Here is a 25,748-nt window from a genome sequence, read left to right on the forward strand (position 1 = left end):
CCTGGCGGCCGTAGGGGTCGAGCAAACGCCAGCTGACCCAGCCCGAGTTGGCCGGGCTCAACGTCTGGCGGTCGAAGAACAGCCGGTCGCCGGCGTTGGCGGTGAAGTGGTAAACATCGGTTTCGTTGCTCGGGTCGAGGCTCGCGGTGAGCGGCGTGCCGGGTGTCACCGCCACGCCGTCGGCGAGGTTCAGGACGCGGAAGCTGTAGTTGCCGGTGGTGTTGCCATTGCCCCGGACGCGCAGCTGATAGCTTCCGGCCAGCGGCACGTCGATCACCGGGTTGGCGTTGCCGAACTCGTAGGAATCCGAGTAATAGGTGCTGCGATCGGCGATCTCGGTACCGCGCGGGCCGAGCAGCGACCAGTGAAACTCGCCACTGTTGCTGGGCGCAAAGCTGTCGAAGTAGAGTCGCGTCGGACCGCCGACGGCAAAGACGTAGTCGTCCACCTCGCCCGCGGCGCTCAGCGTGCCGCTGACCGCGGCGCCCAGCGTGATGGCCGTTCCGGTCAGCGCGGCGACTGGAGTATTGCCCGCGAGGGCAATCTTGAAGCTGTAATCGATAGCGCTGCTTTCCCAGCTACGGCCTTCGACCAGCAGGGTGTAGGTGCCGCCAAGGCGCAGGCTGATACTCTCCCGGTCGGCGAAAGGCTCCGGCCCGAAGACCTGCAAGCCGGTCTCGTCGAGCAGCCGCCAGTACGGGTTGCCGGCGCTGAGCGCGATACGGTCGAACAGCACCTGGTCGCCTGCGCTGGCGGTGAACTGGTAGACCCGAGTCATGCTGCCCGGGCTGAGGGTGCCGCTGACGTCGCTGTCGTAAGCGACGACACTGCTCGCAGTGGCCAGGTTCAGCAGACGGAAAGCGTAGGCACCAAGGCTATCGAGATTGCCGTCGACGGTCAGGGTATAGGCCCCGGCGGCCAGGCTCAGGAGCGGATTGCCGCCGAATTCGGCGGCGTCCGAATACACGAAGCTGCGCCCGGCGACCTCGCTGCCGCGTGGCCCGACCAGGCTCCAGTTGAAATCGTTATCGTAAGTAAGCGAGTCGACGAGCAACTGCGCCGGCGCCGCCAGCGTGAAAGTGTAGGCCTGGCGCTGACCGGGATGGTCGAGAGTGCCGTCGACGCGAGAATCCAGCGCCAGCGACGCGCTGCCATCGACGACGCGCTGCAGTTTGAACTGGTAGTCGCTGGAACGGGTGTTGTAGATGCGGCCTTCCAGCGCCAGAACATAATCGCCCGCGTCGGCCGCGGTGAACACATCGACGTCACTCGTGAAAGCCTGCGGCCCGTAGACCAGGCCACCTTTCGGATCGAAAATGCGCAGCGAGAAATTGTCGCCGGACAGTCCCAGGCTATCGACGAAGAAGCGCTCCCCGGCAAGCGCAGCGAAGCTGTAAAGCCGCGTCTCCGTGGCCGGTGCGCTGCCCGGTGTACCACCGCTGGCACCGGCATCGCCGAGCGTGCCAGTGACCGTCGCGTCTAACGCGACTTCCTCCGCCGCGGCCAGGTCAAGCACGCGAAACGCGTAATCCCCAACGCGGTCGCCCTCGCCATCGACGCTCAGCGTGTAGCTGCCGGCGCGCAGCAGGATGCTGGTATTGCCCGCCAGCTCGTAGGAGTCCGAATACTGGAATCGCCGGTCGGCAAGCACCGTGCCGTTGGGACCGGTAAGCGACCACAGCAGCCTGTCATCGGCGGTCAGCGAGTCGAAGACGACCCGGGTGTCCGCGGCCAGCGTGAAGCTGTGGATGTCGCGTTGGCCGGCCTGCGCGATGCGCCCGGCGACCAGCGCCCCCGGGGCCATCGGCTGCGGCACGGCTTCGTCGAGCAGGGCGACGTTGAAGCTGTAACTCGCGCTGTCCGTGGTATAGGCACGCCCCTCGATGAGCAGCGTGTAGCTGCCGTCCACAGTGAGCGTCCTCTCACCGAGGTCATTGTTCATGGACGTGCGATCGACCACCGTACGACCGTAGGGATCGAGCAGGCGCCAGTAGATGTCGCCGGTGTTCGCAAAGCGGTCAATGAAGAAGCGCTGGCCAGCCGCGACACTGAAGCGGTAGGCGTTGGTCTTGTTGCCTGGATCGAGCTGTGCGTCGACCGTCGTTCCCGGTGTCAACTCCTGCGCCTGCGCGATATCGATCAAGCGGAAACTGTAGGCGCCGATCTTGTCGGCGACACCATCGACGCTCAAGGTGTAGTCGCCCGCCCCCAGATCGAGGGCGACGTCGCCGCTCCGCTCGTAGGAATCCGAAGCGTTGAAGCCACGCTCGCTGACCACCGTGCCGCGCGGTCCTTCGAGCGACCAGCGCATGCTGGCATCGTTGGTCAGCGAATCGAACACCACGCGAACCGTTTCGTTCAGCGTGAAAGCGTAGCGATCGGTCTCGCCGGCGACGTCGATCGAGCCATCGATCTGGGTGACCGGTATGCTCGGCGCGCCGTCGAGCAGGATGCGCGGTTCGAGCGCCTCGAAGTTCAGGCGCCCGGCGCTTGCCGGCAGCTCGCCGGCCGCTGGCCTGAATGCCTTGGCCAGAAACCCGCTCAGCCACGCCAAACCACGACCACGATGACTGCGCTGTGGTTTCCTCGCTGCCGACCCGCAGGTCGGCGACGGCAAAATCTCCGGGCGCGCTTTGCCATCCATCAGCAGTACGACCGTAGTGCGATCTCGGTATCCATTGTTCCACTCCTCCAGGCCAGCTGGCACGAACACGGCTTGGGGCATCGCGTCCCTGGCCACGCTTCGGCCTTGGCGCGCGATGCTTGAGCCTACGGTTCCAACACTCAATCTTGACGTCAGCAACACGGCTCTCGCAGCAGGAAGCAAGACTGCTTATCGCGGACGACAGGTTTTAGAACTATAAGCAATTCCTATACCTGAGTGTGTGCGAAATTGCACACTCTTGTTTAATCAACGGTTCACCCGAATCGCGCAGACATCCCGGCGCAGCAGATGTAAGGAACTCCGACAGATCGCGGGCGCCTGCCCGAGCCTCAACGGCAGACGATACAGCGCCCGAAGTGCCAGCAATGGCTTGCGCGGCGCCTCGACTTGCCGCCTGTCCCCCGCTTACCGCGAGCCCTTCCCGGCCCCCTTGAACAGGCAGCCGAGCAGCCATGCAATCAGTGCGAAGGAAAGACCGCTGACCAGCAGGAACACCAGCACGGCGAGCGGAGCGGCGAGCAGCCAGGGCAGCGCCGTATCGTGGTTGTTGGCACGCGAGAAAACGCGATCAAAGGCGAGCGCTGCCGCCTGGTAGCCGAGAGGCAGCGCGCAAAAGGCAGCGACCACGCCTTGCAGCAGCGGACGAGCAAGCTCAGAGCCCACCTCACCAGTCGACCGATCCTTGCGGGTCGCACGCCACCCGCGCACGAGGCGCAGGATGAGCACGCACAGACCGACAAGCAGAAGGCCGCCTACCGCCAACAGCAGCGGCAAAAGCCAGCGCTCGGCCCGCCCGACCCACGCCAGATCGCGAAGCGGGGCCGGCGACGCGGCTGCGCCAGGTGATGTTGGCGCTGGTGCCACGACGGTGTACGCTGCAGCCGCTTGCGCTGCAGGCATTCGCGCCGGGGACGGCTGTCCGCTGCGGGTATCGGTCCGCCCAGCTTCGCCGCACTGCTCGCTACCCGGCGGCCGGATCGTCCGCGCCGGCGGCGGGCAAGCTCCGTCAACCATGAACGGCACGCCGTTCAACTCGCAGATCGCCGCGTTGCGTAGGCGGCATTCCTGCTCGGGAGTCGGCACGTCGGCACGGCCAATGCCGACGGCCAGCCAGGACAAGACGACCGCCAGCGAGAGGCTGGCAAGCGGCCCGGCGAGACGATCGGCATTGACGTTCATCAGCTTCACCTGGCAAGTCTCAGTAGTGTTCAGCTTCCGCGCCGCGAAAGGACGAAAGGACGAAAGGACGAAATGGCCTCAGCCTATATCACTTCATCATCAAGCGAAACGCAGGCCGGCGGCCAGCGCCGGCTCGCAAAGGGCGCGCCCGTTCGCGTCGTAAAAAACCGTGGTGCATCCCCTGTTTCGTTCGCGTACCATCGCTGTATGAGCATCGAACAAGACCCACCGTTGCCAGAGCCGGATCGCGTATCGAAAGCGATGCTGTGGGAGTTTGTCAAGCTCGCCGACTATCGTGTTCCCAGCCCCGCCGGCGCGAGCGCGGCGCTGGAGAAATGGACATCACTGAGACAGCTTTTCCGGCGCGACGAACAGAACCAACAGGACGAACAGGCGCCGGTCAAGTCCGAGGACGAATTGCGCCACTTGTCGCAGTCGCGCTTGCACCGTCTGGCACGGCCGATCGACTGGCGCGGCGCGGCGGCAGCGCTGGACGCTGCACTGGCCGATTGGCTGCAGGCCAGCAATCCCGCCACGGCGGTCAGGTTCGTCATCGGGCAGCCGCATTGCGGCCACCCGGAAATCCTTGCGCATTGGGCCACCCGCCACGACGCGATCCGGATCGAGGCGCCCAGCAGCGAGCAGATTCTTGGCGACGACAGTGCCTGGCTGGAAGCCTGGCCAGCGATTGATCGCCTGTGGGTGCTGGCGAATCTGGAGCATTGCTATCTGCGTCACGCCAACGGCCTGGGACTCGTTCGGCGCCTCCTGGAACAGGCGGCGAGTGGTGCTCTGGGACGCGGTGTGATTGCTTGCGACAGTTGGGCCTGGGAATATTTGCAGGAAGTCTGGCCGCTCCCGCAGCCGGGCGCGCTGACCCTGCAGGCTTTCGATGGGCAGCGCCTGTCGCACTTTCTCGCCGAGTTGATGCCGTGCCCGGTGCGTGATCGCCTGCGCTTCTGTAACGCCAGGACGGGCAATGAAGTGCACCTGGAACTCGGTGAGAACAACGCTGCGGTGAGCCCGGAAATCAATCAGCTTGCCATTTATAGCCGCGGCAATATCGGCTGTGCCTGGAACTCCTGGCGGGCGTCATTGCGGGCAACCCCGGATCAGGGTGAGGACGGCACCGAACAGGCCGGCGAGACCCAAGCCGGCGCGGATTGGGGTGCCGAAACCGTCTGGGTGTCCGCGGTCCGCCAAGAACCCGTCCTGCCGGCCGAAAAAGGGGAAGGCCTGGTCTTCATCCTGCACGCGCTGCTGTTGCACAACGGCTTGCCGGCAACACTGCTGCCCGAGTTGCTGCCGCAACCCGGGCACCGCATCGCGTCCAGCGTGCTGCAGTTGCAGACCCAGGGCGTCATCGCCCTGGCCAATGGTCGCTGGCAGATCAGCGCGTCGGCCTACGCCGTGGTGCGCGAATTCTTGCGTCGGCGTGGTTTTCTGCGCGATAACTTCTGAGGTCTCGAGCATGGAAGTGCCACCACTGCAACAACTCTTCAAAGACCTCGGTACCGGTACGCTGCTGGAATTGCTGCTGATCGTTGTTCTCACGACGACGCTGATCGTCAGCGTGCAGAGACTGCTGCCATGGCTTGCCGAGCAAATGCATGGAAAGCACCGTCTCTACTTGCTGGCCATCGTGCCGCTGCTACGACTGGGCATCCTGGTGGTCGCTTTCCTGTGGATCGTGCCGCTGATCGTCAAACCGTCGCTGCAGAACATGGTGGCCCTGTTCGGCACCATCGGACTGGCGCTCGGTTTCGCGATGAAGGACTACGCCAGCAGCCTGATCGCCGGCATCGTCGCCGTTGGCGAAATGCCCTATCGCAACGGCGACTGGATCGAAGTCAACGGAATCTACGGCGAGGTGACGCATATCGGCATGCGTACGGTGCAGATCGTCACCGCGGACGATACCCTGGTCAGCATCCCCCACCTGCGCCTCTGGAGCGATCCGATTTTCAATGCCAACTGCGGTCGCCCGCAGCTCCAGTGTGCTGCCGATTTCTATCTCCATCCCGCGCACGACGCGGCGGCGGCCAAAGCGGTACTTCAGGACGTCGCGCTGACCAGCCCCTATCTCTATTTCGACGACCCGATCATGGTCGTCGTGCACGAAAAACCCTGGGGCACCCACTACCGCTTGAAAGCTTATCCGATCGATGCGCGCCAGCAGTTTCGCTTCATCAGCGACCTCACCGTTCGCGGCAAGGCCGCCCTGCTGCGACTCGGTGTCAGCTTCGCCACTGTCCCGGCGGTTGCCGGCAAGCAGGCCTGACTTTCACTCACCCGCACAGCGCTTACGCCGGCGCATGAAATAGGCGCCATCGGGCGGGCCTGCCGATCGGGAAAGCGAGGCCACATGGGCGCCGGCTGAATGGGCTGCTTGCGCCGTGCGCCAGTTCCCCCGCCGGGTTGAGGTGGGCGAAGCACTCCCCGATCTGGCTGATCGAGTTTTTTCGGAGGTGCGCTTTCTCTTCGGCCAGTTTCTGGCAGCCAGTCCGCTTGCGGGGCCGACGCGACAGCAGCGAGTACAAGCCGCCGGCAGCCATTCCGGCCGGTGACGGTTGCGACAATAAACTGGATGGTGGTTCAGCGCCGAACCCGAAGCCCACCAACCGGCCCAAGATTGCTCAGCTCCCAGGGCGGAGCCCGTCACACCGGCGGCTTGCCAGCCACTGCTTTCGACTAACGGTCATGACAGTCGAGATACCCCGGATGATGGAAGTCATGACCGTCCCCCCTCTCACTTGCAGTGCGCATTCCGGCATGCACGCCGGAATCGTTCGCCGGGCAGCGAGCATGCTCCCTGAATTCCCCGCCTCACCCCCGGCCCTTCTCCGGCAGGGGGAGAAGGGAGGTTCGTGAGTCGCATATGCGACTTGCACATTAACCGAGCACCGTGCCAAGGCCCGCCCTCGCCGATGCGGCGGCCACCTCGCACTGCCCCCCCATCGCGGAAGCGATAAGCTACACTTCCAGCTAGCAGCCCTCCGCCTCAACCGGCACCGAATTCACCGAACTCACCGCATTCACCGGACTCATGCTGGCGCAAGGAGACACCGATGAGCACCAGTAGCGACGGCAACGGCAACGGCTTCGATTACGACGTCTTCATCAGCTACGCCCGCAAGGACAACGAGACCGCGAGTGCAGCGGAGGGTGGCTGGATCAGCATGCTGCACCGTGCGCTGGAGGTGCGGCTGAATCAGCTGCTGAGCGAAGACTCACGGGTCTGGCGCGACCCACGCCTGAGCGGCAACGACGTGCTCCAGGCTGAGCTGATCTCGACCGTGGCCAGGACCGCGGTACTGGTCGCCATCCTGTCCCCCCGCTACCTGGGCTCCAGCTGGTGTCGCGACGAACTGAGCACATTCACCGAGGCCGCCAACGACAACTCGTCGGCAAGGGGTAGCAAATCGCGCATCTTCAAGGTCATCAAGACCCCCGTCGAACTGGATCAGCAGCCCAGACCCCTGCGGGAATTACTCGGCTACCCGTTCTTCAGCGAAGACCCGGAAAAGAAGCGGGCGCGTGAATTCTACCCGGACTGGGGTCCACAGGCGCGGGAAGAAGCCGCCGCCCGTATCGACGACCTGGCCCACGAGATCCGTGACCTGTTGACGCTGCTCAAGCCGGGTGGAGCGGCACCTCGCTCCGCTCCCAGGGGCAAGGTCTATCTGGCCCTGACCACCTCGGACAAAACTGACCAGCGCGACCAGCTGATGCGCGAACTCAAAGACCGCGGTTACGAAGTCGTCCCCGACCGTCAACTGCCACAGACCGATAGCGAGTTTGCAAGCACAGTGAGCGAGGCGCTGCAAGGCGCCGTGTTGTCGCTGCACCTGATCGGAAAACCCTACGGCCTGGTGCCGGAGGGCAGCGAACGTTCCATCGCCGAGCTGCAAGTCGAACTGGCCGCACGCCACAGTACCGCCAACCCGGAGTTTGGCCAGTTTATCTGGTTGCCGTCCGACATTGCGGCCGGCGAATCGCGTCAGCAGGCATTCATCGACCGCCTACGCAATGACATCGACCTGCAGGACGGCGATGACCTGTTGGAAACCCCCTTCAGCGAGTTCCAGACCGAGCTCAACAGCCGCCTCGACGCCATCGAACAGGGCCAACGCACCGCCAGCGGCGCCGGCGCACAGCCCGCCACCGCGGCCGACGATGGTCTGACCCGCATCTACCTGCTCTACGAGCAGCGCGATCGGGAGGCCATCAAGCCGATCCGGAAGCACCTCTTCGAACTCGGCTACGAAATCGAGAAACCGGTTTTTGACGGCGATGAGGCCGACATCGCCCACGCCCACAGCGAGCGCCTGAAATGCAGCGACGCCGTGCTGCTGTACTGGGACGCGGGCAGCGAAGCCTGGCTGGACAGCAAGCGCAGAGACTTGAAGAAGGCCCGCGGTGACCGTGCTGGACGAGGGTTCGCCAGCACCGCCGTCTATATCGGTGATCCGCAAACCGATGCCAAGGAAGACTTCGAGACCCGCGAGCTCCTGACCATTACCGCCGGCGGCGAGTTCTCACCCGCCAGCCTGAGCGACTTCCTGCGCCCGATAGCGCTCGGCAGCAACGCCGACGGCGGCATTGGTGAGCCGCATGACTGACCACCGCGACAACCCATTCCCGGGTCTGCGCCCCTTCGAACCCGAAGAAGACTACCTGTTCTTCGGCCGCGAGACCCAGACCCGCGAACTGCTGCGCCGTCTGCGCCGAACCCGCTTCCTGGCCGTGGTCGGCACCTCCGGCAGCGGCAAGTCCTCGCTGGTCAAGGCCGGCATGCTGCCGGCCCTGCACGGCGGCATGATGAGCGGTGCAGGTGGCCACTGGCGTGTCGCCGTGATGCGCCCCGGCGGCGACCCCATCGCCGCACTGGCCACGGCCCTGGCCTCACCGCAAGTACTCGGAAGCTCCCAAGAAGGGGCCCGCGGCGGCGCCGATGCCGACCCGGGCGATCAGCAGGCGATCGCCATTCAAACCAGCATCCTGCGCACCACCCTGCGCCGCGGCACCCGCGGTCTGGTCGACGCAGTGACCGAACAACACCTGCCGTCGACCGACCGGCTGCTGCTGGTAGTCGACCAGTTCGAGGAGCTGTTCCGCTTTCGCGATGATGGCGCTAGCGATTCCGACGCCGTGGTGGGCGAGAACGCCACCGCCTTCGTGCGCCTGCTTCTCGCCGCGGCGCGCGCCCCGGCGACCAGCACAGAGCAGGGAGGCGGCGCGTCGATCTACATCGTCATCACCATGCGCTCCGATTTTCTCGGCGACTGCGCCCAGTTCCGTGACCTGCCGGAGGCGATCAACGAAGGCCAATACCTGATCCCGCGCCTGACCCGCGACGAGCGCCGCAAGGCCATCACCGGCCCGATCGCGATCGCCGGCGCCAGCATCGAAGCCCGCCTGGTGCGCCGCCTGCTCAACGACGTCGGCGACAACCCTGACCAACTGCCGATCCTGCAACACGCGCTGATGCGAACCTGGGACCAGGCCATCGTCGAACAGCAGGCCGCCACCCTCGACCTGGCGGACTATGAGGCCATCGGAGGCATGGCCGACGCCCTGAACCGGCACGCCGAGAAGGTCTATGCGGAGCTGGCCGACGACCACGCCCGCGAGCTAACCGCACGCCTGTTCAAGGCGCTGACCGAGCTGGACGAGCACAATCGCAGCCGCCGACGCCCGTGCCGCATGGATGAGCTGTGCCGGGTCACCGATGAGACGCCGGAGGATCAGCTCTCCGCACTGCGCGAAGGCCTGAAGGCGGTCGCCGGACAGCTCAGCCCCGCCGAGACCGGGCCATTTTCCCAGTCCCTGCTGCTGGCCATTCAGGGGACCACCAATGCCGGTCAGCTCTACGCACTGCGCGAAGGTCTGGAAGTGGTCGCCGGACAGTTCAGCCCCACCGAGGCCGGGCCATTTGCCAAGTCCCTGCTGCTGGCCATTCAGGGGACTACCCAATCTTGGCAGCTCTCCGTACTAGGCGAAGGCCTAAAGGCGGTCGCCCGCCAGCTCAGCCCCGCCGAGGCCAAGTCTGCTACGCAAGCAATGACTCAAGCCATAGGCTGGGCCAAAGACTCTATGCAACGCTGGCAATTTCGCCAGAGCCTGATGATTCTCGTTGATAAACTGCAGGCCTCGGCAGAAACCACCCTGCTGTTGTTTGAGATTCTGAAGAACCCGGTACTGGACCCGGATTTGGAAACAAGCTCGCTGGCAACACTACGCAAACACCTCGCCGACCCGGCATCACCGGAACCGGGTGTCTGGGCTCTGGTCGCCCTGGCCAAAAAGCGCTATCCCGAGATCGACCTGTCCAGCCGCGCTTATCTCGCACCGTCCATCGCCCTGCGCGGCATCAGCGAGGCGGACAAGGGCCACATGGACCAGGCTCTGGCACTCCTGGCCGAAGCACAGGACCTCGACCCGGACCTGGCCGTCCCTGCTGACGTTTTGGACGCCCTGTGTCACTCCGGCGCCCTGCATCGCCGCGCCTCCGACGTACTGGCCTTCTGCAATAAAGCGGTGGAGCTTTCCCCGGAGAATGGCAGCTTCCGTGACCATCGCGGTCTCGCCCGCGCCCTGACCGGCAAGACCGAAAAAGCGATACTAGACTTCAGCGCCTACCTGGATTGGGGAAAGAAGACCGGCCAACCCGAGCAGGCCCTGGACCAGCGCCGGGAATGGATTGCGGAACTTGCGGCCGACCGGAACCCGTTTACCCCGCCCGTGCTGGCCGGCCTGAGGGAGCAGCAGGATTGACCATGACACCGGCAATGACTGAGGCCTCCATGAGCCAGCCCCCGCGCCAGCCTCCCTTGAGCATTCACGCCCTGTGGCTGCCCGAAGATGAGCCGACCAAGACCGACGGCACGCGCTCGCCCTGCGCGGTGACGCAACTGGCGGAATCGCTGTTCAGCAACTTCACCCGCGCCCTCGGCGCCCCGCTTGATCGCGGCCTGAATATCCCGGTGCGCTTTCATCAGGGCAAACCGCCGCCGGAAACGGTGCTGGACGGCAGTGATCACAGCGTGCTGGTGGTGCTGGTCACCGATCGCATGGTCATCGACCGCGACTGGCAGTTGGGGCTGGAGACTCTGGCCAGGGCCGTCGCCAGGCACGGCTCGCGTCACCGCATGTATATGGTCGCGCTGAGCCCGTTCTCCTTCAATCTGCTCCCCGGGGTGGCGGTCAGCAATTTCATCCGCCTGCAGGGACTGCCGCAAGCCAAACGTGCCGTGCGCCTGTGCACTACGCTGACCCATGAGCTATGCCGACTGTTGCAGGGCTGTGATGAGAAGAAGAACGTCACTGGCGACACCCAGCGACTCGCACCGGCACCGCTGAAGCTGTTCCTGAGTCACGCCAAGGCCGATGGCGAGGCGCTCGCGCAGGCCCTGCGCGACCATATCGAGTCCAGCGGCGCGATCGAGAGTTTCTTCGACACCAATGACATCGACCCCGGCTTCGACTTCCGCGTCTATCTGGAAGAGCACGTCGCCCGCAGCGTGCTGGTGGTACTGCAAACGGACCACTACGCCTCGCGTACCTGGTGCCGGCGGGAGCTGTTGTGGGCGAAGAGCAAGGACTGCCCGGTGGTGTTGATCAACGCGGTGAAGGAGCGTGAAGAACGGGCCTTTCCCTACCTCGGCAATGCCCCACTGCTGCGGGTTGATGGCGACCAGCCGGATTGGCCGGAGCGGGTGGTGGCCCTGGCCCTGCGCGAGGCGCTTCGACGACTGTGGTTCAAGGCCCAGCTCGCGCGTCTGGTCGAGCTGAACATGGTGCCAGCGGGACTTCATCCCAGCCTCGGGCCACCGGAAGTGCTCAATCTGATCACCGGCGCGTCACCAGGGAGGCTGCCGGCCGGAACCCGTGGCCTGATCTACCCCGATCCACCGCTGGGCAGCGAGGAGCGCGCGCTGCTGTCGCTGGCGGCACCGGGCCTGATCTTCACGACGCCGACCTCTTGCATGAATGCCCTGCTGGAACCCGGCTCCCCTCCCCAACTCCAGGGGATGCGGGTCGCGCTGTCGATCTCCGACAGCCCCGACCTGGCCGACTACGCGATGGGACCCGCGCATCTGCAGGATGCGATGACCGAACTGGCGCGCTATTTGCTCAATCAGGGCGCCCACCTGGTCTACGGCGGCGACTTGCGAGCGGAGGGATTTACCCAGCAATTGCTGGAGCTGGTGGCGGCCTATAACGATGAGTCCGACGGCGAGGCACTGCCCTCACCGACCCACAGCGTGGACTTCGCCAGCCAGCGCCTGAGCAACTATGTCGCCTGGCCCATCTCGCTCAACTACAGCCATGCACAGCTTGCGCAACACTATCTCAAGGGGGTGTTCGAGTTCATCGATCCGGCCGGCGACCTCGACCTGAGCGCAGACCAGCGTGGGCAATTCGTGCCGCCCGACACCAGCGAGCACCGCTATTGGTGGTTCCGCTGCCTGACCGTCATGCGCGCGGCGATGGCGGACGCCACCGACGCCCGTGTCTTGCTCGGTGGCCAGACACGTGGCTTCGCCGGCGGCATGCCGGGTCTGCTCGAAGAGACCCTGCTGGCACTGGAGCGCAAGCAGCCGGTATTCTTGATTGGCGGCATGGGCGGCTGCAGCCGGGTCATCATCGATGCCATCCAGGGAGCGCAACCGCCGGAACTGAGCGTCGAATATCAGACCGACGGAGCGAAATTCGCCGGCTACAAGAAGTTTCTGGACGAACAGCAGACGCAGCGACATGCCGTCCGAGTGGACTACCCGGCAATGGTCGCCCGGCTCAACGCCGTCGGCATCGGCGGTCTCAACAACAGCCTCAGCGACGAAGAAAACCAGGAACTGTTCACCACCCCGCACGTCCTGCTGATGGTTTCATTGGTGCTGAAAGGACTGGCGGCCTGTCGGGCCCGCAGCGCCGCCCATGGTGCATGACCAGCGCATCACTTCAAACCGATCTGAAAGTGCGACCAGCGACCGGCTGATCATTATCACCGCCCGGGAAGCAGCCGGCGACGAATTTCAGGAGGTTTGCAGCTTGGGCAGCAACTCGGACGCGCTAGGCGATGGCGTCCGGTGGGCAATGGTTCATTTCGTCGAAATGGCAAAGGCCCTTGTCGACACCGTCGTCAATGCTCAGATGGAGAACCGCGCAAGGCGGGCGAACGTCTGCGCGATGCACTGGCGCGAACTGCAGCTGCGCGCCGGCGTCCCCTACGGCCGCAACGAGCCGAACGGCGTAACCCTGCACGATCTGCGACGCACTCTGGGAAGTTGGCAGGCACGAACCGGCGCATCGCTCGCCATCATCGGCAAGAGCCTGAACCACAAGAGCCAACAGGCAACGGCGATCTATGCCCGTCTCGACCTTGACCCGGTGCGGGCATCCGTCAACACGGCAACCGCGGCTATGATGGAGGCTGGCGGAATGAAAGAGGCGGTGGAGGTGGTGACCATGCCGAAGCGGGGCGCTGCATAGTCATGCCTGAAATCTCCCGTTTTTTCGGCATCGTCATTTTTCATGAACTGGCGAGAGCATCCGCCAATGCACTTTCATGCCGTCTACGGCGAACACGAAGCACTGATGACCTTGGATGGCAAGGTGTACGCCGGTTCGCTACCGGGCCGGGCGCTGTCGATGGTTCGCGAATGGATGGCGCTACATCGGAACGAGATTGAAGCGGACTGGAATCTTGCGCAGCAGAGAAAGCCGCTGAATCCAATTGATCCTCTGGAGTAACGAGATGATCCTGCACACCACGGAAGTAGCCCCGCTGCCCGACTATCGCCTTTTCCTGCGCTTCAACAATGGCGAAGCCGGCGAAGTGGATTTATCCGCTGAAATGGACGGCGAAGTGTTCGAGGCGCTACGCGACCCCAACGTGTTCGCCACGGCAAGCCAGCACCCGCTGATGCGCACGGCGGCATGGGCAAACGGCGTCGACCTTGCGCCCGAATTCCTGCTCGATCTGATGCGCGCGCAGCAAGGCGACCGGGCCGCGTGATCGAAGATTAGCCGACCGATAAGCGCTACCCAGCCTATGGCTGGCGGACCTGGCCACGAGGAAAAACCCATGAAATGCCCTATCTGCCGACACGGCGAAACCCGCCCCGGTGCCGTGACTGTTCCACTTGAACGCGGTGATGTGGTGATCGTTTTCCGCGATGTTCCCGCGCTGGTGTGCGAGAACTGCGACGAAGCCTTCCATGACGAGGCCTTTACTGCTGCCTTGCTGAAGCAAGCCGAGCAGACAGCGGCTGCGGGCGTGGAAATCGACGTGCGGCGCTTTGCGGTGGCGGTGCTTGGTTGCCACTACAGAGGCATTGGAGGCCAGCGCCCAGGATTGGGCGAAGGCTCAGCCGGCGACCGGCGGGATTGGCCGATCGGAAGGGCAAGACATGCTGCAAATCCAAGAAAAACCGGCGAGTGCTAGCCCGGTGATAGCCCAACAAAAAGCCCGACCTTGTGAGCCGGGCTAAGTGTCTGCTTTACTGGTGCCGCTGGGCGGAATCGAACTGCCGACCTTCGCATTACGAATGCGCAAAAAACGGCGTTTCTTCATGTTGATTTAGATTCACGAATAGGCTTGTTTTTCCATTTTTTCAGATACATGCGTAACATTTGCGTTGCTTTGCGTTGAAGTGGGTTGCTATAATTTGCCTACTGTCTGCCTACTGCACGTCCTTGGTAGGCATCAACGGAGGGCGAACCATGAGCGAGAGAGTCAAATTCACAGCCGGGAAAATCTCGGCCTTCAACTGCCCGGCAGGCTCGAATGCCGCCTTCCTCTGGGACACCGACACAAAGGGACTCGGGCTGAAGGCTTCAGTGGGTGGTTCGGGACGGTACGTGCTCGAAAGCCGCCTCAAATCTGGGGCAAGTATCCGGCTGACCATCGGCGACCCGAAGACGTGGACGATTCAAGCCGCCCGTGACGAAGCCCGCCGGCTACAAACCCTGATTGACCAAGGCACAGACCCGCGCCAAGAGAAGGCCGAACGCGTCGCAGCATCTGAGGCCAAGCGGGAACAAGCGAAACGCGTACGAGCACTGGCAATGGAAGCGTGGCAAGCCTACCTTGGCGCACGCGCCACGCGATGGAGTCCCCGTAGCCTGCTCGACCATCAGCGCCTTTCGGACCCTGGCGGAAGACCCAAGACCCGAGGGCGCAAACCAGGCGAGGGCGACACGACGCTACCGGGAATCCTGCTTCCCCTGTTAAGCCTTCCTCTGGCGAAGATCGACGCTGACGCCGTACGCGCATGGTTGAAGGGAGAAGCCGCACACAGGCCGACGCAAGCCAACAACGCCTTCGTTCGCCTGCGCGCCTTCCTCAACTGGTGCGCCGATCGACCCGAGTACCGCGACCAAGCACGCACTGACGCCTGTCTTACCCGCCTGTCTCGCGACGAACTGCCGAAGAAATCCGCCAAGGACGACTGCCTGCAGCGCGAACAGTTGCCGGCGTGGTTCGCAGCCGTTCGCCAGATACAAAACCCCGTCATTGCTGCCTATCTGCAAACGACGCTGCTAGCTGGCGCGCGCCGGGAAGAGGTGGCCGGCTTGGCCTGGAACGATGTCGACTTCCAGTGGAAGGCGATGACCATCAAGGACAAGGTGGACGGCACCCGCACCATTCCGCTGACTCCCTACGTTGCCGCGTTGCTGGCCGCCCTGCCCCGCCGCAATGAGTGGGTATTCAGTAGCCCCGCCGCCGCGTCGGGAAGGCTTCAGGAGCCGCGCATTCAACACAACAAAGCACTGACCGCCGCCGGCTTGCCGAACGTCACTATCCACGGCCTGCGCCGCTCGTTCGGCACGCTTGCGGAATGGGTAGAGTGCCCCGCCGGGGTATCGGCGCAAATCATGGGACACAAGCCGAGCGCGACCGCCGAGAAGCATTACCGGGTTCGGCCGCTCGACTTGCTGCGGATGTGGCACACGAAGATTGAGACTTGGATTCTGAACGAAGCGGGTATCGAACAATCGACGGACGAGCAAACCGCTCCGCGCTTGGTGAAGGGCGGCCGGAAGTAACCGCCGGCTGCGACTCCGCGCCGCGCAAGTCCATTGCTCCCACTACAGAACTTCTGTAACCTTTACGTTACTAACCCATGTTCGACATTCTCGACTATCAGGCGGAAGACGACCGCGACCCGTTCAAGGAGTGGCTGGCAGGTTTGGCAGACCGGCAGGCACGCGCACGGGTGGCCGTTCGGGTGCAACGCATGGCCGCCGGCAACTTCGGCGACCACAAGCCGCCGAGTGCTGTTGCTGCTGGTCGGTGGTGACAAGCGCCGGCAGCAAGCCGACATTGCAACCGCCGTCCGCTACTGGCAAGACTGGCAAAGGAGAAACGCACAATGAAAGCCGCCCGCCCCCACGATGACGCAATGGTGGAACTGCTCCGCGAAGACCCGGCCTTTGCCGACGAGTACCTGGCCACCGCGCTGGAAGAAGCCGACGAACCCGGCGGGCGGCAAGCCCTGTTGCGCGCCTTGCGCCATGTCGCCCAAGCGCAAGGCATGGAGGAAGTTGCGGAACGCGCCGGCCTGCGCCGTGAAAGCCTTTACCGCGCGCTGTCTCCCAAGGGGAACCCGACGCTTGAAACGCTGCTGGCGGTCCTCTCCGCCGCTGGTCTGCGCCTGGCAGTTGCCCGCCGGGAGGAACACCCAGCCTGACTGAGTTTTGCCGCGCCTATCCCGAGGCTGATCCCCGAGGGTGAACACAGAAACCCCTTCATTCTGCTGGCGCGGCACCCCATTTGAAGGGGCGCAGCGAAGGAGCGCCATTATGAACGTAGTAGTCATCATTGCCGGCCGGGAAGCCATTCCGGTGCGGGCTATTCCGCACGTGACACGAAGGACGATTACTCCGGACACGCTATGCAAATTCTTGGGACACGAGGATGTCCTTAAGAGGCTGCTAGAGGTATCTGTCTATAGCATTCAACCACCTGATGGCTTTGCGCCATACCCACCGACTGCGTGGGACGCCATTTCCGACAGTCTGCAAGACCTCTCGACGAATCTCAAGGCCAAGGAGAACAGCGGCCGCACGACCCGCCAGGACTGGCGCCAGCAATCCCCGCTGAAACTGCCCGCTGGCGTGTTCGTATGGCGTGACGAGTTTGAGCCGGTCTATCGGCGCCAATGGAAGGGCGTTTTTGACGACCGCGCGAGGGAACGTCTCGACGAAGGGCTGGCCGAACGGGCGGGAGAACGGGACCTCTATTTAGACTGCACCAGTGCAGAGCGCGACGTGTTCGTCGAAGGTTTTGAATCCGTATTGCTCACTTCTAGCCCCGATTCCGAAACAGGCGCATCCACCACGGAGAAGGAGCAACCGGAAGCGCTCCCCGCCGACGAGGCCGACCAGCAAGAGCCGGCCGGCGCTGCTCATTCTGTAGTGATCGAGAATGCGGACCTGCCAGCAAGGGGTGCTGATGACACAAAGCAAGCCGACAATCTGGTGGTAAGGGAAACGGTGTCCAAGCCACCATTGCAACAGCGCTTTCAGGAAGAGGAAATCTTGCGGGTAATCTCGGAGCTGGACCATACAGCTACCAAACTGCCAAGGTACACGCCAGGCAAGCCAGGGGTAAAGGCTGGCGTCCGGGAGAAGCTGGGTTTTACCGTGACGGTGTTCGACAAGGCATGGGACCGACTGAGGAAAGACGGCCGGGTTAAAGAGGCTGGCTAGACCGCACTCCACCGACCCTACTCCACCAAATTGGTGGATAGGGGGACTGTTGCGGGGGAGTACATAGGGGCAAATATTCTTTCATTCGCCTACGGTGTTTCGTGTTGAAGCACCGAGGTTTTCCACCTTGGAGAACCAGCGAATGGAAAGCAACAAGACTGAAAGGTACGACCGGAGCGCCGAGCAATTCGCCGCTTTGAATCAAGTCAAGGCGCAAACGGTGCGCGCCCGGCTTTGCCGCACTGGAAGCTACTTCGGAGTAGTTCCGCTGAAGCTGGCAAACGGCAGACTTGCTTGGCCCGCTGTTCAGGTGGCGAAATGAAAACGCTCCCGAACCAAACCGCATCCGAGAGCGCCCCACGCAAGCGCGATCATAACCCTAATCACCCCTCTTCTGACACTTCGCCGCCGCTCGTCACCGGGCAATGCGCGCAGGTGCACAAAATCATTCGCGAACAAGGCCCGGTCCCGAGCTTCACCATGACGGCCGACTACGCAATTCCCGAGGCGGCCGCCCGAGTCCACGACCTACGGGCCAAGGGATTTCACGTCATCACGACGATCTTGCCAGAGTTTGAATTCCGCGGCACCGTCCGGCGCAACGTCGCCGTGTACTCGCTTGGCACGCCGGAATGGCCGGCGCCTGGCTTCCTCGCAGCACCGCAAGCGGCGCGCCAAAGGGGGCTGTTCGATGAACATTAACTCGACGAAGCCCTTGCAGTGGATGAAATTCTGGATCGACGAGAATTTGCGCACGACGGCCAGGCTTTCTACCACCGAATACGGCGCTTACATGCTGCTGGCGCGCGACTACTGGACGGCCGGGCCACCCGGCGACGACGACAATCTGCTCGCGCGAATCACTGGCCTGCCGGTTGTCGAGTGGCGCAAGATTCGGCCTGTAATTGAGCCTCTATTTGTCGTCGGCGGCGGACAGTGGGTTAATCCGAAGATTGACGCAGACATAGAGGCTACGTATGCGGCGATACGGACGAGCCGAGCGCGCTCCGCCGCTGCGACCAAGGCTAGATGGTCGAAGAAGGCGAACCGTAACGGTATCCGTCAAGGAGAACGTGACGGTATCCGTAACGGAGAACGCGACGGTATCCGTAACGGAGAACGCGACGTAATCCTTGACGTATCCGCCGACGGATACCAAGACTTTAAGGGCGCACCCCAAAAGCCCCTAGCCAAGAGAGAGCCTGTTTTTGTGCCCGTCGCCACTGACTCCGACGGAGACAATGCGGCCGGCGATTCTTTGCCTGGTTGGGAGGGTTGCCATGTCTATTGACCTGCGTCCCTACCAGTCCGCCCTGGTCGACAACACCCGCCTTTCCTTGGCTGGGGGAAATCGCCGCGTAGTTGCCTATCTGCCCACGGGCGGGGGCAAGACGCGCACCGCCGCCGCGATCATCTGCATGGCGCTGGCCAAGTCCCGCAAGGTTGTGTTCATCGCCAACCGCAAGCAGCTCGTTCTGCAAACATCTGCAGTGCTCGACGGCCTGTGTATCAAGCACGGCATCCTGCAGGCGGATAACACGCGCAATCTGGACGCTCGCGTGCTGGTGGCGTCGATCGACACGGTGCACCTGCGTGGTCTGCCCGACGACATCGGTCTGATCATCATCGACGAGTGTCATTCTGTCGCCGGGAGCGCGAAGCTCAAGCAGATCATGTTCTCGCGAAACCTGGTGCCGGTGATCGGCCTGACGGCAACGCCGTTCGCCGCCGGCATGGCCGTGTGCTTTCGGCAACGCTGCAAAACCCCCGGAGCCCTACGCAAGCCACCGCAACACGGAGGCGATCTAGCTTCTGGAGGATGCTCGGGCGAGCAAGAAGAGCGGCGAGACCCTGCCGCTGTGCGACTCAGTCGGGCGGCGCTTCAGCCTCGTTGGCGGCGGCAGCCTCGGCGCGGGCCAGCGCCTCGGTATAGTTCCAAGGCATCCACGAGGACGGATCGAGCGCAACGGTCGCCACATGGCGCTGTAGAGTGACGAGGTAGTCGAACGGCTCGATCTGGTGCAGTTCCGCGGTATGAATCAGGCTCATGAACAGGTCGCCGACCCGCGCACCGTTCAAGGTGCGATAGAACAACGCGTTCTTCCGATGCAGGATCGCCTTCTTGAGGATTCTCTCGCAAACATTGTTGTCAATCGGGGCGCCCGGCACGCGCAGGAAGAGCGTCAGCTTCTGCCAGTGGTTCTGCATGTACGAGATCGCCTGCCCGAGCCCCGAGTGAGGCTCCACGAGGTGCTCCGCGAACTGCCTGGCCATCCAGTCCTCGAGCGCCTTCATGCGCGGGGCGCTCTCCTGCTGGTGGAGGAGCAGGCGATCCGGTGGCGAGAGACCTTTCTGCCGCGCCTGCTGATCGGTGCGAAAGACCTCGCGTAGCGTCTTGAGGACGAAGGCGACTTCGTCGGGAAAGGCGTTGGCCACGTCGACGTACTTGCGTCGCGCATGCGGAAGACAAGAAGCGGCCAGGGTCGGATGATCGCCCGGCTTGTTGCGAGACAAGCCATCGGACATCTGGATCGGCGGGTCCGGCGCCTCACGGCGGTCGAGCACCTCGGCGAGGTGTTCGCCGGCATGGCAGGGCCCGGTCTTGAACAGCGCGATTGGACCGTGCGCCGTCTCGGCGACCAGCCCGGAAGTGAACACCCCGGTACGATCCGCGCGGGCGCCCGGCGGCAGCGCCTCGGTGCGCGCCTCCTGGGTGAAGTGGAGAATACGCATCGTCGTATCGTCGTTGTAGAGCACCGACCCCTCGGCCGCCTGCTCGGCCAGTTCCGCAAAGGCCGGCGTCAGGCGTGCCGCCGCTTGCTGCACGACCTCCCACTGGGTCGCCGCCGGCAGCGGGATGGCCAGCGCCTTCTCGAGCCGCTGAATGCGGTGGAACGGCAAGCCGCAGCCGTACTTCAGGAGCGCGATCATCGCCGCGGCGGTCTCGTCGTATTTCGTCTCGCCGACCCCTGCTGGTGGCTCGGCAGTGAACACCGTGCCACAGAGTCCGCAGCGCAACCGTTCCAGTTCATAGACCTGCGCCGCCAGGGGCGCCACCCCGGTCACGCGAACCAGCAGCGCCGGCTCGCGTCGTTGCCCGTACAAGCGGCCCTCACAACCCGACTCGGGGCAGGGATCGCCGTGCTTCAAGCTCGCATGGGCGACCGCGATGCGCGGCGCGCGGGGATAGTCGTCGGCCCCGTTGCGCCCGTGCCCGGGGCGCTTCTTCTTCTCGCGCCGCGGGTCCGTATCGGCCGTCCCTGTCGCCGCACCACCGGGGTCCGTTTCGCCGGCCGCTGCCGGCGGACTCGTCGGGGCGTCCTCCGGCGGACGCTCACCCGTCTTCTCTTCCCCGAGAACCGCGGCCGTGCGCTCGCTCGGCGAGCCGAAGACGATCCGCTGCACCCGCGCCAGCGTGGTCTGCGTCGACTCGAGCTCGGCGGTCACCCGCGCGAGGGTGTCCACCGCCGCCTTGAGGGTGGCCTGCTCCGCCTCGGGCAATGCGCCGTCGCGGGTGCGCTCGACAATGGCGTTGAGCTCCTGAATCGGGATCTGTATCCGCCGAGGCGGCTTCTGCCGGCGCCGGGTCATGCCAGCCCCCCGAGGCGGCGACGGAAGTCCGCGTGCAGCGGGTAACCGAGGACCTGCTTGCGGGAACGGTTCGGGCGATGGCTCAGGTCGTCCTTGCCGCGACCGGTGGTCAGGCCCAGCTCCTGCCAGTTGGCGGCCCGGTAGCAGGTGCCCGCGTAGCGCTCGGGATCGACGAAGGTCTCCAGATAATGCACCGGGTGGCCATAGCGCGTCTGCCAGTCGGCGCCAATCCGGCGCGCGACGCGGCCGAGGAGATGCGAGGCCAGATGCGGAACACGCACCCAGGGCAAGATCAGGAAGCGGCTCTGGTAGGCGATCTCATGCACATGCGCCCGACGCCCTTGTGGCGACCAGCCGATGAAGCGGTCACGCGGAGCGAGGTGGCGCGGCGCCGAGGTGAAGCCCAGACAGGCGAGCGGTCGCCCTTGGCTAAAAGCCACGTACTTGATCTGCTCGCCGACACCCTGCATCGGGCCGAGGTAATGCGCCTCGGCGATCAGGTGATCGAAGAGTCCTTCCAGCGGCGTGCGGCGAACCGCCACCAGTTCGACGGGGCGCAACGCGCCGAGAGGCTGTTCCAGCGGCGAGCGGTCCACTGCCACCAGCGGCGGCCGGCGGCGAGCGATGGCATTATTCGGCGGGCGCTGGCGGACCGCTGGCAAGCAGATGTGCTCGGCCCGGTGCAGGACGAGCAGCAGGCTGCGGCAGACCATGTCGCGCAGTGCGCCATTGGGCTGACGCCAGTCCCAGTGTTCGCACAGGCGTTGCGAGAACGCCCGGCGGCTGGCGTCGGGATGCGCCTTGAGTAGCGCGCGGATGGTTTCGAGGTCGCCGGTAGTAACCGTGCGGCCACGGTAGGAAAGGATCGTGGGCACGCAGACCGTTATACCGGTTCTGCATCTGGAACGCAAGCGTCAGGCGAGCGCGCGCCACTGCGGCATCCCCCCGGCCGCCGCGTAATCGCCTCCCGAGAGCAGCACCGCCAGGGCGTGCGGGGCGAGCACCTGCCCCGGCGAGTCCCGGGGCCAGCAGCGGAAGCGGCCCTGCGACAGGCGCTTCTGACACAACCAGAAGCCTTGACCGTCATAGACCAGGACCTTGACCGCCGTGTGCCGGCGGTTGCGAAAGACGAACAGGGCACCGCTGAAGGGGTCTTCGGCCAGGACCTGGCGCACGCGCCGGGCCAGCCCGTCGATGCCGCAGCGAAAGTCGGCCGGCTCGGCGGCGACCCAGACGCGCAGGCGCGGGGTCAGCGCGATCACGGCCTTGTCTGCCACAGGCTGCGCGCGACCTCGGCGATGTCGCCGCTGGCCGCACGCGGCAGTTCGATGCGCAGCGCTCGACCGTGCCGGTCAGAGAGAACCAGGATGCAGGGAGACGGGGCCAGTGGCAGGCCGAAGTCGAGTTCGACGAAGTCCGCTGAGGGCACCGATGACCGCGAGCCGGCGGCGGGTCGCTTGGCTGTGGCGGTGGCGCTGGCTGTTGTGGTGGCCAGCCGGCGCTTCAGGCTGGTGTAGTCGAGTTTCAGGGCAACGGCGACTTTGGCGATGCCGTGCCGCTCGGCCAGTTCGATTGCTCGCGACCAGAGGTCTTCCGGGATACGCGAACTGCGCGGGCGGGTGCTCCGCCATTTGGCAAGGGCGGCCGCGGCAGCGGCCAGCTGGGGGTCGGACAAGGGAATGGAGGGCGGCATCGGGAGGCCTCTGGATCAGTGAATACGGGCCTACCACGCTACCAGACCGCCCCGGCGATTTCATGCAGCGTTGCCGAAAGGACACTGTCTATTGACCTGCGCCCCTACCAGTCCGACCTGGTCGACAACACCCGCCTTTCCTTGGCTGGGGGAAATCGCCGCGTGGTCGCCTATCTGCCCACGGGCGGGGGCAAGACGCGCACCGCCGCCGCGATCATCTGCATGGCGCTGGCCAAGTCCCGCAAGGTCGTGTTCATCGCCAACCGCAAGCAGCTCGTTCTGCAAACATCTGCAGTGCTCGACGGCCTGGGTATCAAGCACGGCATCCTGCAGGCGGATAACACGCGCAATCTGGACGCTCGCGTGCTGGTGGCGTCGATCGACACGGTGCACCTGCGTGGTCTGCCCGACGACATCGGTCTGATCATCATCGACGAGTGTCATTCTGTCGCCGGGAGCGCGAAGCTCAAGCAGATCATGTTCTCGCGAAACCTGGTGCCGGTGATCGGCCTGACGGCAACGCCGTTCGCCGCCGGCATGGCCAAGCACTACGAAGGAGCTTGGCGGCGCGTTGTTCGAGGATCTGGTGATCGGCGCGACAGTGGCCGATTTGATCGCTGACGACTATCTGGTCGATTGCGACATTTACGCGCCAAGCGAGCCCGACATGAAAGGCGTGCGCAGCTCGAAAAGCATCGACGGCGAAACAGACTTTCGCCAGAGCGATCTGGCCAAAGCAGTCGACAAGCCGAGCCTGATCGGCGACATCCGAGACCATTGGTTCAGGCTGGCCAGGGGTAAGCAAACGGCCGTCTTCGCCACCGACATTGCGCACAGCAAGCACATCGTCGAGACCTTTCAAGCCGCTGATGTCACCGCCGAGCACATCGACTACCGGATGACCGATGACGAGCGCGCGGCAATTCTTGAGCGCTTCGCCAACGGCGCCACAACGGTGCTGAGCAACTGCGCCTTGTTGTCGGAAGGCTGGGACTGCCCGACTGCCGAGGTGATGGTGCTGGCGCGCCCGACGCGCTCCTTGATTCGCTACATTCAAATGGCTGGGCGAGTGCTCCGGCCGGCGCCCGGCAAAGAGCGTGCGCTGCTGCTCGACCACAGCGGCAGCACTGCCCGTCTTGGGCATCCGTGCGATGACTTGCCGCTGGCGCTTGACGACGGGAAGCCCAGAACATCCGGCAGCAAGAGCACCGAGCGCCGGGAATCACTGCCGACGAAAGTGCGCGAAATGCAGCCTCATGAAGCCAGCGAAAATCCACAAGTGCCCGGCTTGCGGATTCGCTCCCGAGCGGCAGAACGAAGTCCAAACCATCGCCGGCAAGCTGGTCAAGCAGGTGCGCAAGAAGCCGGCGACCAAGGACGTCAAGCAGCTCGTCTATTCGCAGCTCCTGTTTCTTCAGCAAAGGCGGGGCTATCGTCAAGGCTGGGCGGCGAACCAGTACCGGACCTTCTTTGATGTTTGGCCGAAGGGATTGGCGGAGGTCGCGGCAACGCCGACGCAGGAGGTCATCAACAAGGTCCGCGCGAACGCGATCGCCTTCGCGAAGCGCAAGGAGGCGGGCAATGCAGCGGCATAGCGTGCGGGAGGCGGCCGCCGGCAAGTGGCCGGGCATCCTCGCCGGCATGGGCTTGAGTGACCGTGCGCTGTCGGGGAAGCATGGACCGTGTCCGATGTGCGGGGGAAAAGACCGGTTCCGCTTTGACGACAAGGAAGGCCGCGGCACGTGGTTCTGCTCGCAGTGCGGTGCCGGCGATGGCGTCAAGCTGGCGATGCTGGTGACGGGCCAGGATTTCCCGGCCGCTGCTCTGGAGATCGAGCGCGCTGCAGGCGTCGTGCAGCCGTTCGTGCGACAGCCGGAGCAGGATGAAGCGGCGAAGGTCCGCAAGTTGCGTCAGACCTGGGCGGAAGGCAGCAAGCTGACGCACGGCGACGAGGCCATGACCTACTTGGCTGGGAGAGACTTAGAGATCAAGACGGTGCCCGATTGCCTGCGCCTGCACCCCGCGCTGCCCTACTACGAAACTCGCGCGCTCGCGGGCAGGTTCCCGGCAATGCTCGCACGCGTCGTTGCTGCTGACGGCACGGGCGTCACCCTGCATCGGACATACCTGCAGCGCGGGCACAAGGCGCCGGTCAGTTCGCCAAAGAAGCTGATGGCCGGCAAGCCTGTTTCCGGGGCCGCTGTGCGCCTTTTCCCGGTGGCGGAATGCCTGGGTATAGCCGAGGGAATAGAAACGGCGCTGGCAGCGGCGCAGATCTTCGGCGTTCCGGTCTGGTCCTGTATCAGCGCGGCAGGCATCCAGAGCTTCGAGCCTCCCGCTGGCGTGCGTGAGCTGATCGTCTTCGGCGACCACGATAGCAACTTCGTCGGCCAGGCGGCGGCGTACACGGCCGCACATCGGCTGAAGCGGAGAGGCTTGGTCGTGACGGTAAAGATTCCGTCGACGGTCGGTGACTGGCTTGACCAGCTCAGCGCGGACGCTGGGCCGCGAGACGCTGGAAATTGCCGGTACGTGCTGCGGGCGCTGCCAGTTATCGGCGAGGGCTCGACACTGCGCCGCGATGCACCGGATACGCTACGCTCCGACGCAAAAACAGGCGCCGGGAAGTCGGTCGACGTGCCATGATGAGAACGGCAAAAACTGCAGCGCACAATGCCGCCGGCAACAGCAAGCATGAAGTGTGCCCCTCTTTGTGCTGTCTGGCATATGACGGGTATAGAGTGCTCGTGGCTCGCAACTTGCTTACAGTGCATCGCACAATGCCTACGGCAAGTCGCCCGCCGCGGGCCACTGGCGTGATTTTCTGCCGCCGTGGTGCGATGAATGCCGGGGCGCAATGAACCAACTTCCAACGATTTGACAAACAGGCGCAGCAACTGC

The 25,748-nt window shown here is 64.3% G+C and carries 23 protein-coding genes and 3 pseudogenes; 20 read left to right on the forward strand and 6 right to left on the reverse strand.

Annotation, left to right across the window (positions count from 1 at the left end):
• Nucleotides 1-2,725: LEPR-XLL domain-containing protein (locus V5B40_RS23695; RefSeq protein WP_332356864.1), on the reverse strand; the 2,725-nt coding region annotated here is incomplete at its 3' end.
• A 345-nt stretch (nucleotides 2,726-3,070) separates the two neighbouring features.
• The gene (locus V5B40_RS23700; protein ID WP_332356865.1) at nucleotides 3,071-3,844 is read right to left on the reverse strand and encodes a hypothetical protein; all 774 of its coding nucleotides are present in this window, start codon (nucleotides 3,842-3,844) and stop codon (nucleotides 3,071-3,073) included.
• 207 nt (nucleotides 3,845-4,051) lie between these two features.
• Between V5B40_RS23700 and V5B40_RS23705 the strand changes: the two genes are divergently transcribed.
• The 17 genes and pseudogenes from V5B40_RS23705 to V5B40_RS23785 all read left to right on the forward strand — a co-directional run bounded on the left by V5B40_RS23705 (nucleotide 4,052) and on the right by V5B40_RS23785 (nucleotide 19,557).
• Nucleotides 4,052-5,305, forward strand: coding sequence for a hypothetical protein (locus V5B40_RS23705; protein WP_332356866.1), 1,254 nt, complete (start codon nucleotides 4,052-4,054; stop codon nucleotides 5,303-5,305).
• A gap of 10 nt (nucleotides 5,306-5,315) precedes the next feature.
• Nucleotides 5,316-6,125 carry a mechanosensitive ion channel family protein gene (locus tag V5B40_RS23710; protein WP_332356867.1) on the forward strand — a complete coding sequence of 270 codons (810 nt, stop codon included), beginning with the start codon at nucleotides 5,316-5,318 and terminating at the stop codon, nucleotides 6,123-6,125.
• A 787-nt stretch (nucleotides 6,126-6,912) separates the two neighbouring features.
• A complete protein-coding gene (locus V5B40_RS23715; protein WP_332356868.1) occupies nucleotides 6,913-8,466 on the forward strand; it encodes a toll/interleukin-1 receptor domain-containing protein in 1,554 nt (517 codons plus the stop codon).
• A complete protein-coding gene (locus V5B40_RS23720; RefSeq protein WP_332356869.1) occupies nucleotides 8,459-10,621 on the forward strand; it encodes an AAA family ATPase in 2,163 nt (720 codons plus the stop codon). Before V5B40_RS23715 ends, V5B40_RS23720 begins: the two co-directional genes overlap by 8 nt.
• Nucleotides 10,622-10,650: 29 nt before the next feature.
• The gene (locus tag V5B40_RS23725; protein WP_332356870.1) at nucleotides 10,651-12,795 is read left to right on the forward strand and encodes a TIR domain-containing protein; all 2,145 of its coding nucleotides are present in this window, start codon (nucleotides 10,651-10,653) and stop codon (nucleotides 12,793-12,795) included.
• A 247-nt stretch (nucleotides 12,796-13,042) separates the two neighbouring features.
• Nucleotides 13,043-13,339 (forward strand): annotated as a pseudogene (locus V5B40_RS23730) (tyrosine-type recombinase/integrase); the annotation flags it as partial.
• A 66-nt stretch (nucleotides 13,340-13,405) separates the two neighbouring features.
• Nucleotides 13,406-13,600 carry a DUF4160 domain-containing protein gene (locus V5B40_RS23735; RefSeq protein ID WP_332356871.1) on the forward strand — a complete coding sequence of 65 codons (195 nt, stop codon included), beginning with the start codon at nucleotides 13,406-13,408 and terminating at the stop codon, nucleotides 13,598-13,600.
• A gap of 4 nt (nucleotides 13,601-13,604) precedes the next feature.
• A complete protein-coding gene (locus V5B40_RS23740) occupies nucleotides 13,605-13,865 on the forward strand; it encodes a DUF2442 domain-containing protein (protein WP_332356872.1) in 261 nt (86 codons plus the stop codon).
• A 69-nt stretch (nucleotides 13,866-13,934) separates the two neighbouring features.
• Nucleotides 13,935-14,294 (forward strand): type II toxin-antitoxin system MqsA family antitoxin, encoded by a 360-nt coding sequence (locus V5B40_RS23745; RefSeq protein ID WP_332356873.1) that lies wholly within the window; start codon nucleotides 13,935-13,937, stop codon nucleotides 14,292-14,294.
• A gap of 278 nt (nucleotides 14,295-14,572) precedes the next feature.
• Nucleotides 14,573-15,898, forward strand: a complete 1,326-nt coding sequence (locus tag V5B40_RS23750) for a tyrosine-type recombinase/integrase (RefSeq protein ID WP_332356874.1) — start codon at nucleotides 14,573-14,575, stop codon at nucleotides 15,896-15,898.
• A gap of 77 nt (nucleotides 15,899-15,975) precedes the next feature.
• Nucleotides 15,976-16,228: pseudogene (locus tag V5B40_RS23755) on the forward strand (type II toxin-antitoxin system RelE/ParE family toxin).
• Nucleotides 16,225-16,542, forward strand: coding sequence for an addiction module antidote protein (locus V5B40_RS23760; RefSeq protein WP_169067785.1), 318 nt, complete (start codon nucleotides 16,225-16,227; stop codon nucleotides 16,540-16,542). Before V5B40_RS23755 ends, V5B40_RS23760 begins: the two are co-directional and overlap by 4 nt.
• A 112-nt stretch (nucleotides 16,543-16,654) precedes the next feature.
• Nucleotides 16,655-17,563, forward strand: a complete 909-nt coding sequence (locus V5B40_RS23765) for a hypothetical protein (RefSeq protein ID WP_332356875.1) — start codon at nucleotides 16,655-16,657, stop codon at nucleotides 17,561-17,563.
• Nucleotides 17,564-17,705: 142 nt separating this feature from the next.
• Nucleotides 17,706-17,885, forward strand: coding sequence for a hypothetical protein (locus V5B40_RS23770; protein WP_332356876.1), 180 nt, complete (start codon nucleotides 17,706-17,708; stop codon nucleotides 17,883-17,885).
• Nucleotides 17,882-18,265 (forward strand): helix-turn-helix domain-containing protein, encoded by a 384-nt coding sequence (locus V5B40_RS23775; protein ID WP_332356877.1) that lies wholly within the window; start codon nucleotides 17,882-17,884, stop codon nucleotides 18,263-18,265. Before V5B40_RS23770 ends, V5B40_RS23775 begins: the two co-directional genes overlap by 4 nt.
• Nucleotides 18,255-18,854, forward strand: a complete 600-nt coding sequence (locus tag V5B40_RS23780; RefSeq protein ID WP_332356878.1) for a DUF1376 domain-containing protein — start codon at nucleotides 18,255-18,257, stop codon at nucleotides 18,852-18,854. Before V5B40_RS23775 ends, V5B40_RS23780 begins: the two co-directional genes overlap by 11 nt.
• Nucleotides 18,805-19,557 carry a DEAD/DEAH box helicase gene (locus tag V5B40_RS23785; RefSeq protein WP_332356879.1) on the forward strand — a complete coding sequence of 251 codons (753 nt, stop codon included), beginning with the start codon at nucleotides 18,805-18,807 and terminating at the stop codon, nucleotides 19,555-19,557. Before V5B40_RS23780 ends, V5B40_RS23785 begins: the two co-directional genes overlap by 50 nt.
• Nucleotides 19,558-19,609: 52 nt before the next feature.
• Here the strand turns inward: V5B40_RS23785 and tnpC are convergent.
• The 4 genes and pseudogenes from tnpC to V5B40_RS23805 form a co-directional block, all read right to left on the reverse strand.
• A pseudogene (tnpC, locus tag V5B40_RS23790) lies at nucleotides 19,610-21,154 on the reverse strand (IS66 family transposase); the annotation flags it as partial.
• Nucleotides 21,151-22,029 (reverse strand): DUF4338 domain-containing protein, encoded by an 879-nt coding sequence (locus V5B40_RS23795; protein WP_332354890.1) that lies wholly within the window; start codon nucleotides 22,027-22,029, stop codon nucleotides 21,151-21,153. The pseudogene tnpC and the gene V5B40_RS23795, both read right to left, overlap by 4 nt.
• 39 nt (nucleotides 22,030-22,068) lie before the next feature.
• A complete protein-coding gene (gene tnpB, locus V5B40_RS23800) occupies nucleotides 22,069-22,431 on the reverse strand; it encodes an IS66 family insertion sequence element accessory protein TnpB (protein ID WP_332356598.1) in 363 nt (120 codons plus the stop codon).
• Nucleotides 22,413-22,847, reverse strand: coding sequence for a hypothetical protein (locus V5B40_RS23805; RefSeq protein WP_332356599.1), 435 nt, complete (start codon nucleotides 22,845-22,847; stop codon nucleotides 22,413-22,415). The genes tnpB and V5B40_RS23805 overlap by 19 nt, the downstream gene beginning before the upstream one ends.
• 18 nt (nucleotides 22,848-22,865) lie before the next feature.
• On the opposite strand from V5B40_RS23805, the gene V5B40_RS23810 reads away from it, so the two are divergent.
• The 3 genes from V5B40_RS23810 (at nucleotide 22,866) to V5B40_RS23820 (ending at nucleotide 25,493) form a co-directional block, all read left to right on the forward strand.
• The gene (locus V5B40_RS23810) at nucleotides 22,866-23,468 is read left to right on the forward strand and encodes a DEAD/DEAH box helicase (RefSeq protein WP_332356880.1); all 603 of its coding nucleotides are present in this window, start codon (nucleotides 22,866-22,868) and stop codon (nucleotides 23,466-23,468) included.
• Complete coding sequence (locus tag V5B40_RS23815) at nucleotides 23,419-24,321, forward strand: DEAD/DEAH box helicase (protein WP_332356881.1); 903 nt, start codon at nucleotides 23,419-23,421, stop codon at nucleotides 24,319-24,321. Before V5B40_RS23810 ends, V5B40_RS23815 begins: the two co-directional genes overlap by 50 nt.
• Before the next feature lie 107 nt (nucleotides 24,322-24,428).
• Nucleotides 24,429-25,493 carry a DUF7146 domain-containing protein gene (locus V5B40_RS23820; protein WP_332356882.1) on the forward strand — a complete coding sequence of 355 codons (1,065 nt, stop codon included), beginning with the start codon at nucleotides 24,429-24,431 and terminating at the stop codon, nucleotides 25,491-25,493.
• Nucleotides 25,494-25,748: the final 255 nt, after the last annotated feature.

Source organism: Candidatus Accumulibacter meliphilus (assembly GCF_036625345.1).
GTDB lineage: Bacteria > Pseudomonadota > Gammaproteobacteria > Burkholderiales > Rhodocyclaceae > Accumulibacter > Accumulibacter meliphilus.

Bases quoted from the DNA above. Each gene is read 5' to 3' on its own strand.
- V5B40_RS23715 (WP_332356868.1), top strand. From the start codon at position 6,913: ATGAGCACCAGTAGCGACGGCAACGGCAACGGCTTCGATTACGACGTC.
- V5B40_RS23785 (WP_332356879.1), top strand. From the start codon at position 18,805: ATGCGGCCGGCGATTCTTTGCCTGGTTGGGAGGGTTGCCATGTCTATT.
- V5B40_RS23770 (WP_332356876.1), top strand. From the start codon at position 17,706: ATGGAAAGCAACAAGACTGAAAGGTACGACCGGAGCGCCGAGCAATTC.
- V5B40_RS23760 (WP_169067785.1), top strand. From the start codon at position 16,225: ATGAAAGCCGCCCGCCCCCACGATGACGCAATGGTGGAACTGCTCCGC.
- V5B40_RS23740 (WP_332356872.1), top strand. From the start codon at position 13,605: ATGATCCTGCACACCACGGAAGTAGCCCCGCTGCCCGACTATCGCCTT.
- V5B40_RS23805 (WP_332356599.1), bottom strand. From the start codon at position 22,847: ATGCCGCCCTCCATTCCCTTGTCCGACCCCCAGCTGGCCGCTGCCGCG.
- V5B40_RS23750 (WP_332356874.1), top strand. From the start codon at position 14,573: ATGAGCGAGAGAGTCAAATTCACAGCCGGGAAAATCTCGGCCTTCAAC.
- V5B40_RS23725 (WP_332356870.1), top strand. From the start codon at position 10,651: ATGAGCCAGCCCCCGCGCCAGCCTCCCTTGAGCATTCACGCCCTGTGG.
- V5B40_RS23710 (WP_332356867.1), top strand. From the start codon at position 5,316: ATGGAAGTGCCACCACTGCAACAACTCTTCAAAGACCTCGGTACCGGT.
- V5B40_RS23735 (WP_332356871.1), top strand. From the start codon at position 13,406: ATGCACTTTCATGCCGTCTACGGCGAACACGAAGCACTGATGACCTTG.
- V5B40_RS23745 (WP_332356873.1), top strand. From the start codon at position 13,935: ATGAAATGCCCTATCTGCCGACACGGCGAAACCCGCCCCGGTGCCGTG.
- V5B40_RS23820 (WP_332356882.1), top strand. From the start codon at position 24,429: ATGCAGCGGCATAGCGTGCGGGAGGCGGCCGCCGGCAAGTGGCCGGGC.
- V5B40_RS23720 (WP_332356869.1), top strand. From the start codon at position 8,459: ATGACTGACCACCGCGACAACCCATTCCCGGGTCTGCGCCCCTTCGAA.
- V5B40_RS23765 (WP_332356875.1), top strand. From the start codon at position 16,655: ATGAACGTAGTAGTCATCATTGCCGGCCGGGAAGCCATTCCGGTGCGG.
- V5B40_RS23780 (WP_332356878.1), top strand. From the start codon at position 18,255: ATGAACATTAACTCGACGAAGCCCTTGCAGTGGATGAAATTCTGGATC.
- V5B40_RS23775 (WP_332356877.1), top strand. From the start codon at position 17,882: ATGAAAACGCTCCCGAACCAAACCGCATCCGAGAGCGCCCCACGCAAG.
- V5B40_RS23700 (WP_332356865.1), bottom strand. From the start codon at position 3,844: ATGAACGTCAATGCCGATCGTCTCGCCGGGCCGCTTGCCAGCCTCTCG.
- V5B40_RS23705 (WP_332356866.1), top strand. From the start codon at position 4,052: ATGAGCATCGAACAAGACCCACCGTTGCCAGAGCCGGATCGCGTATCG.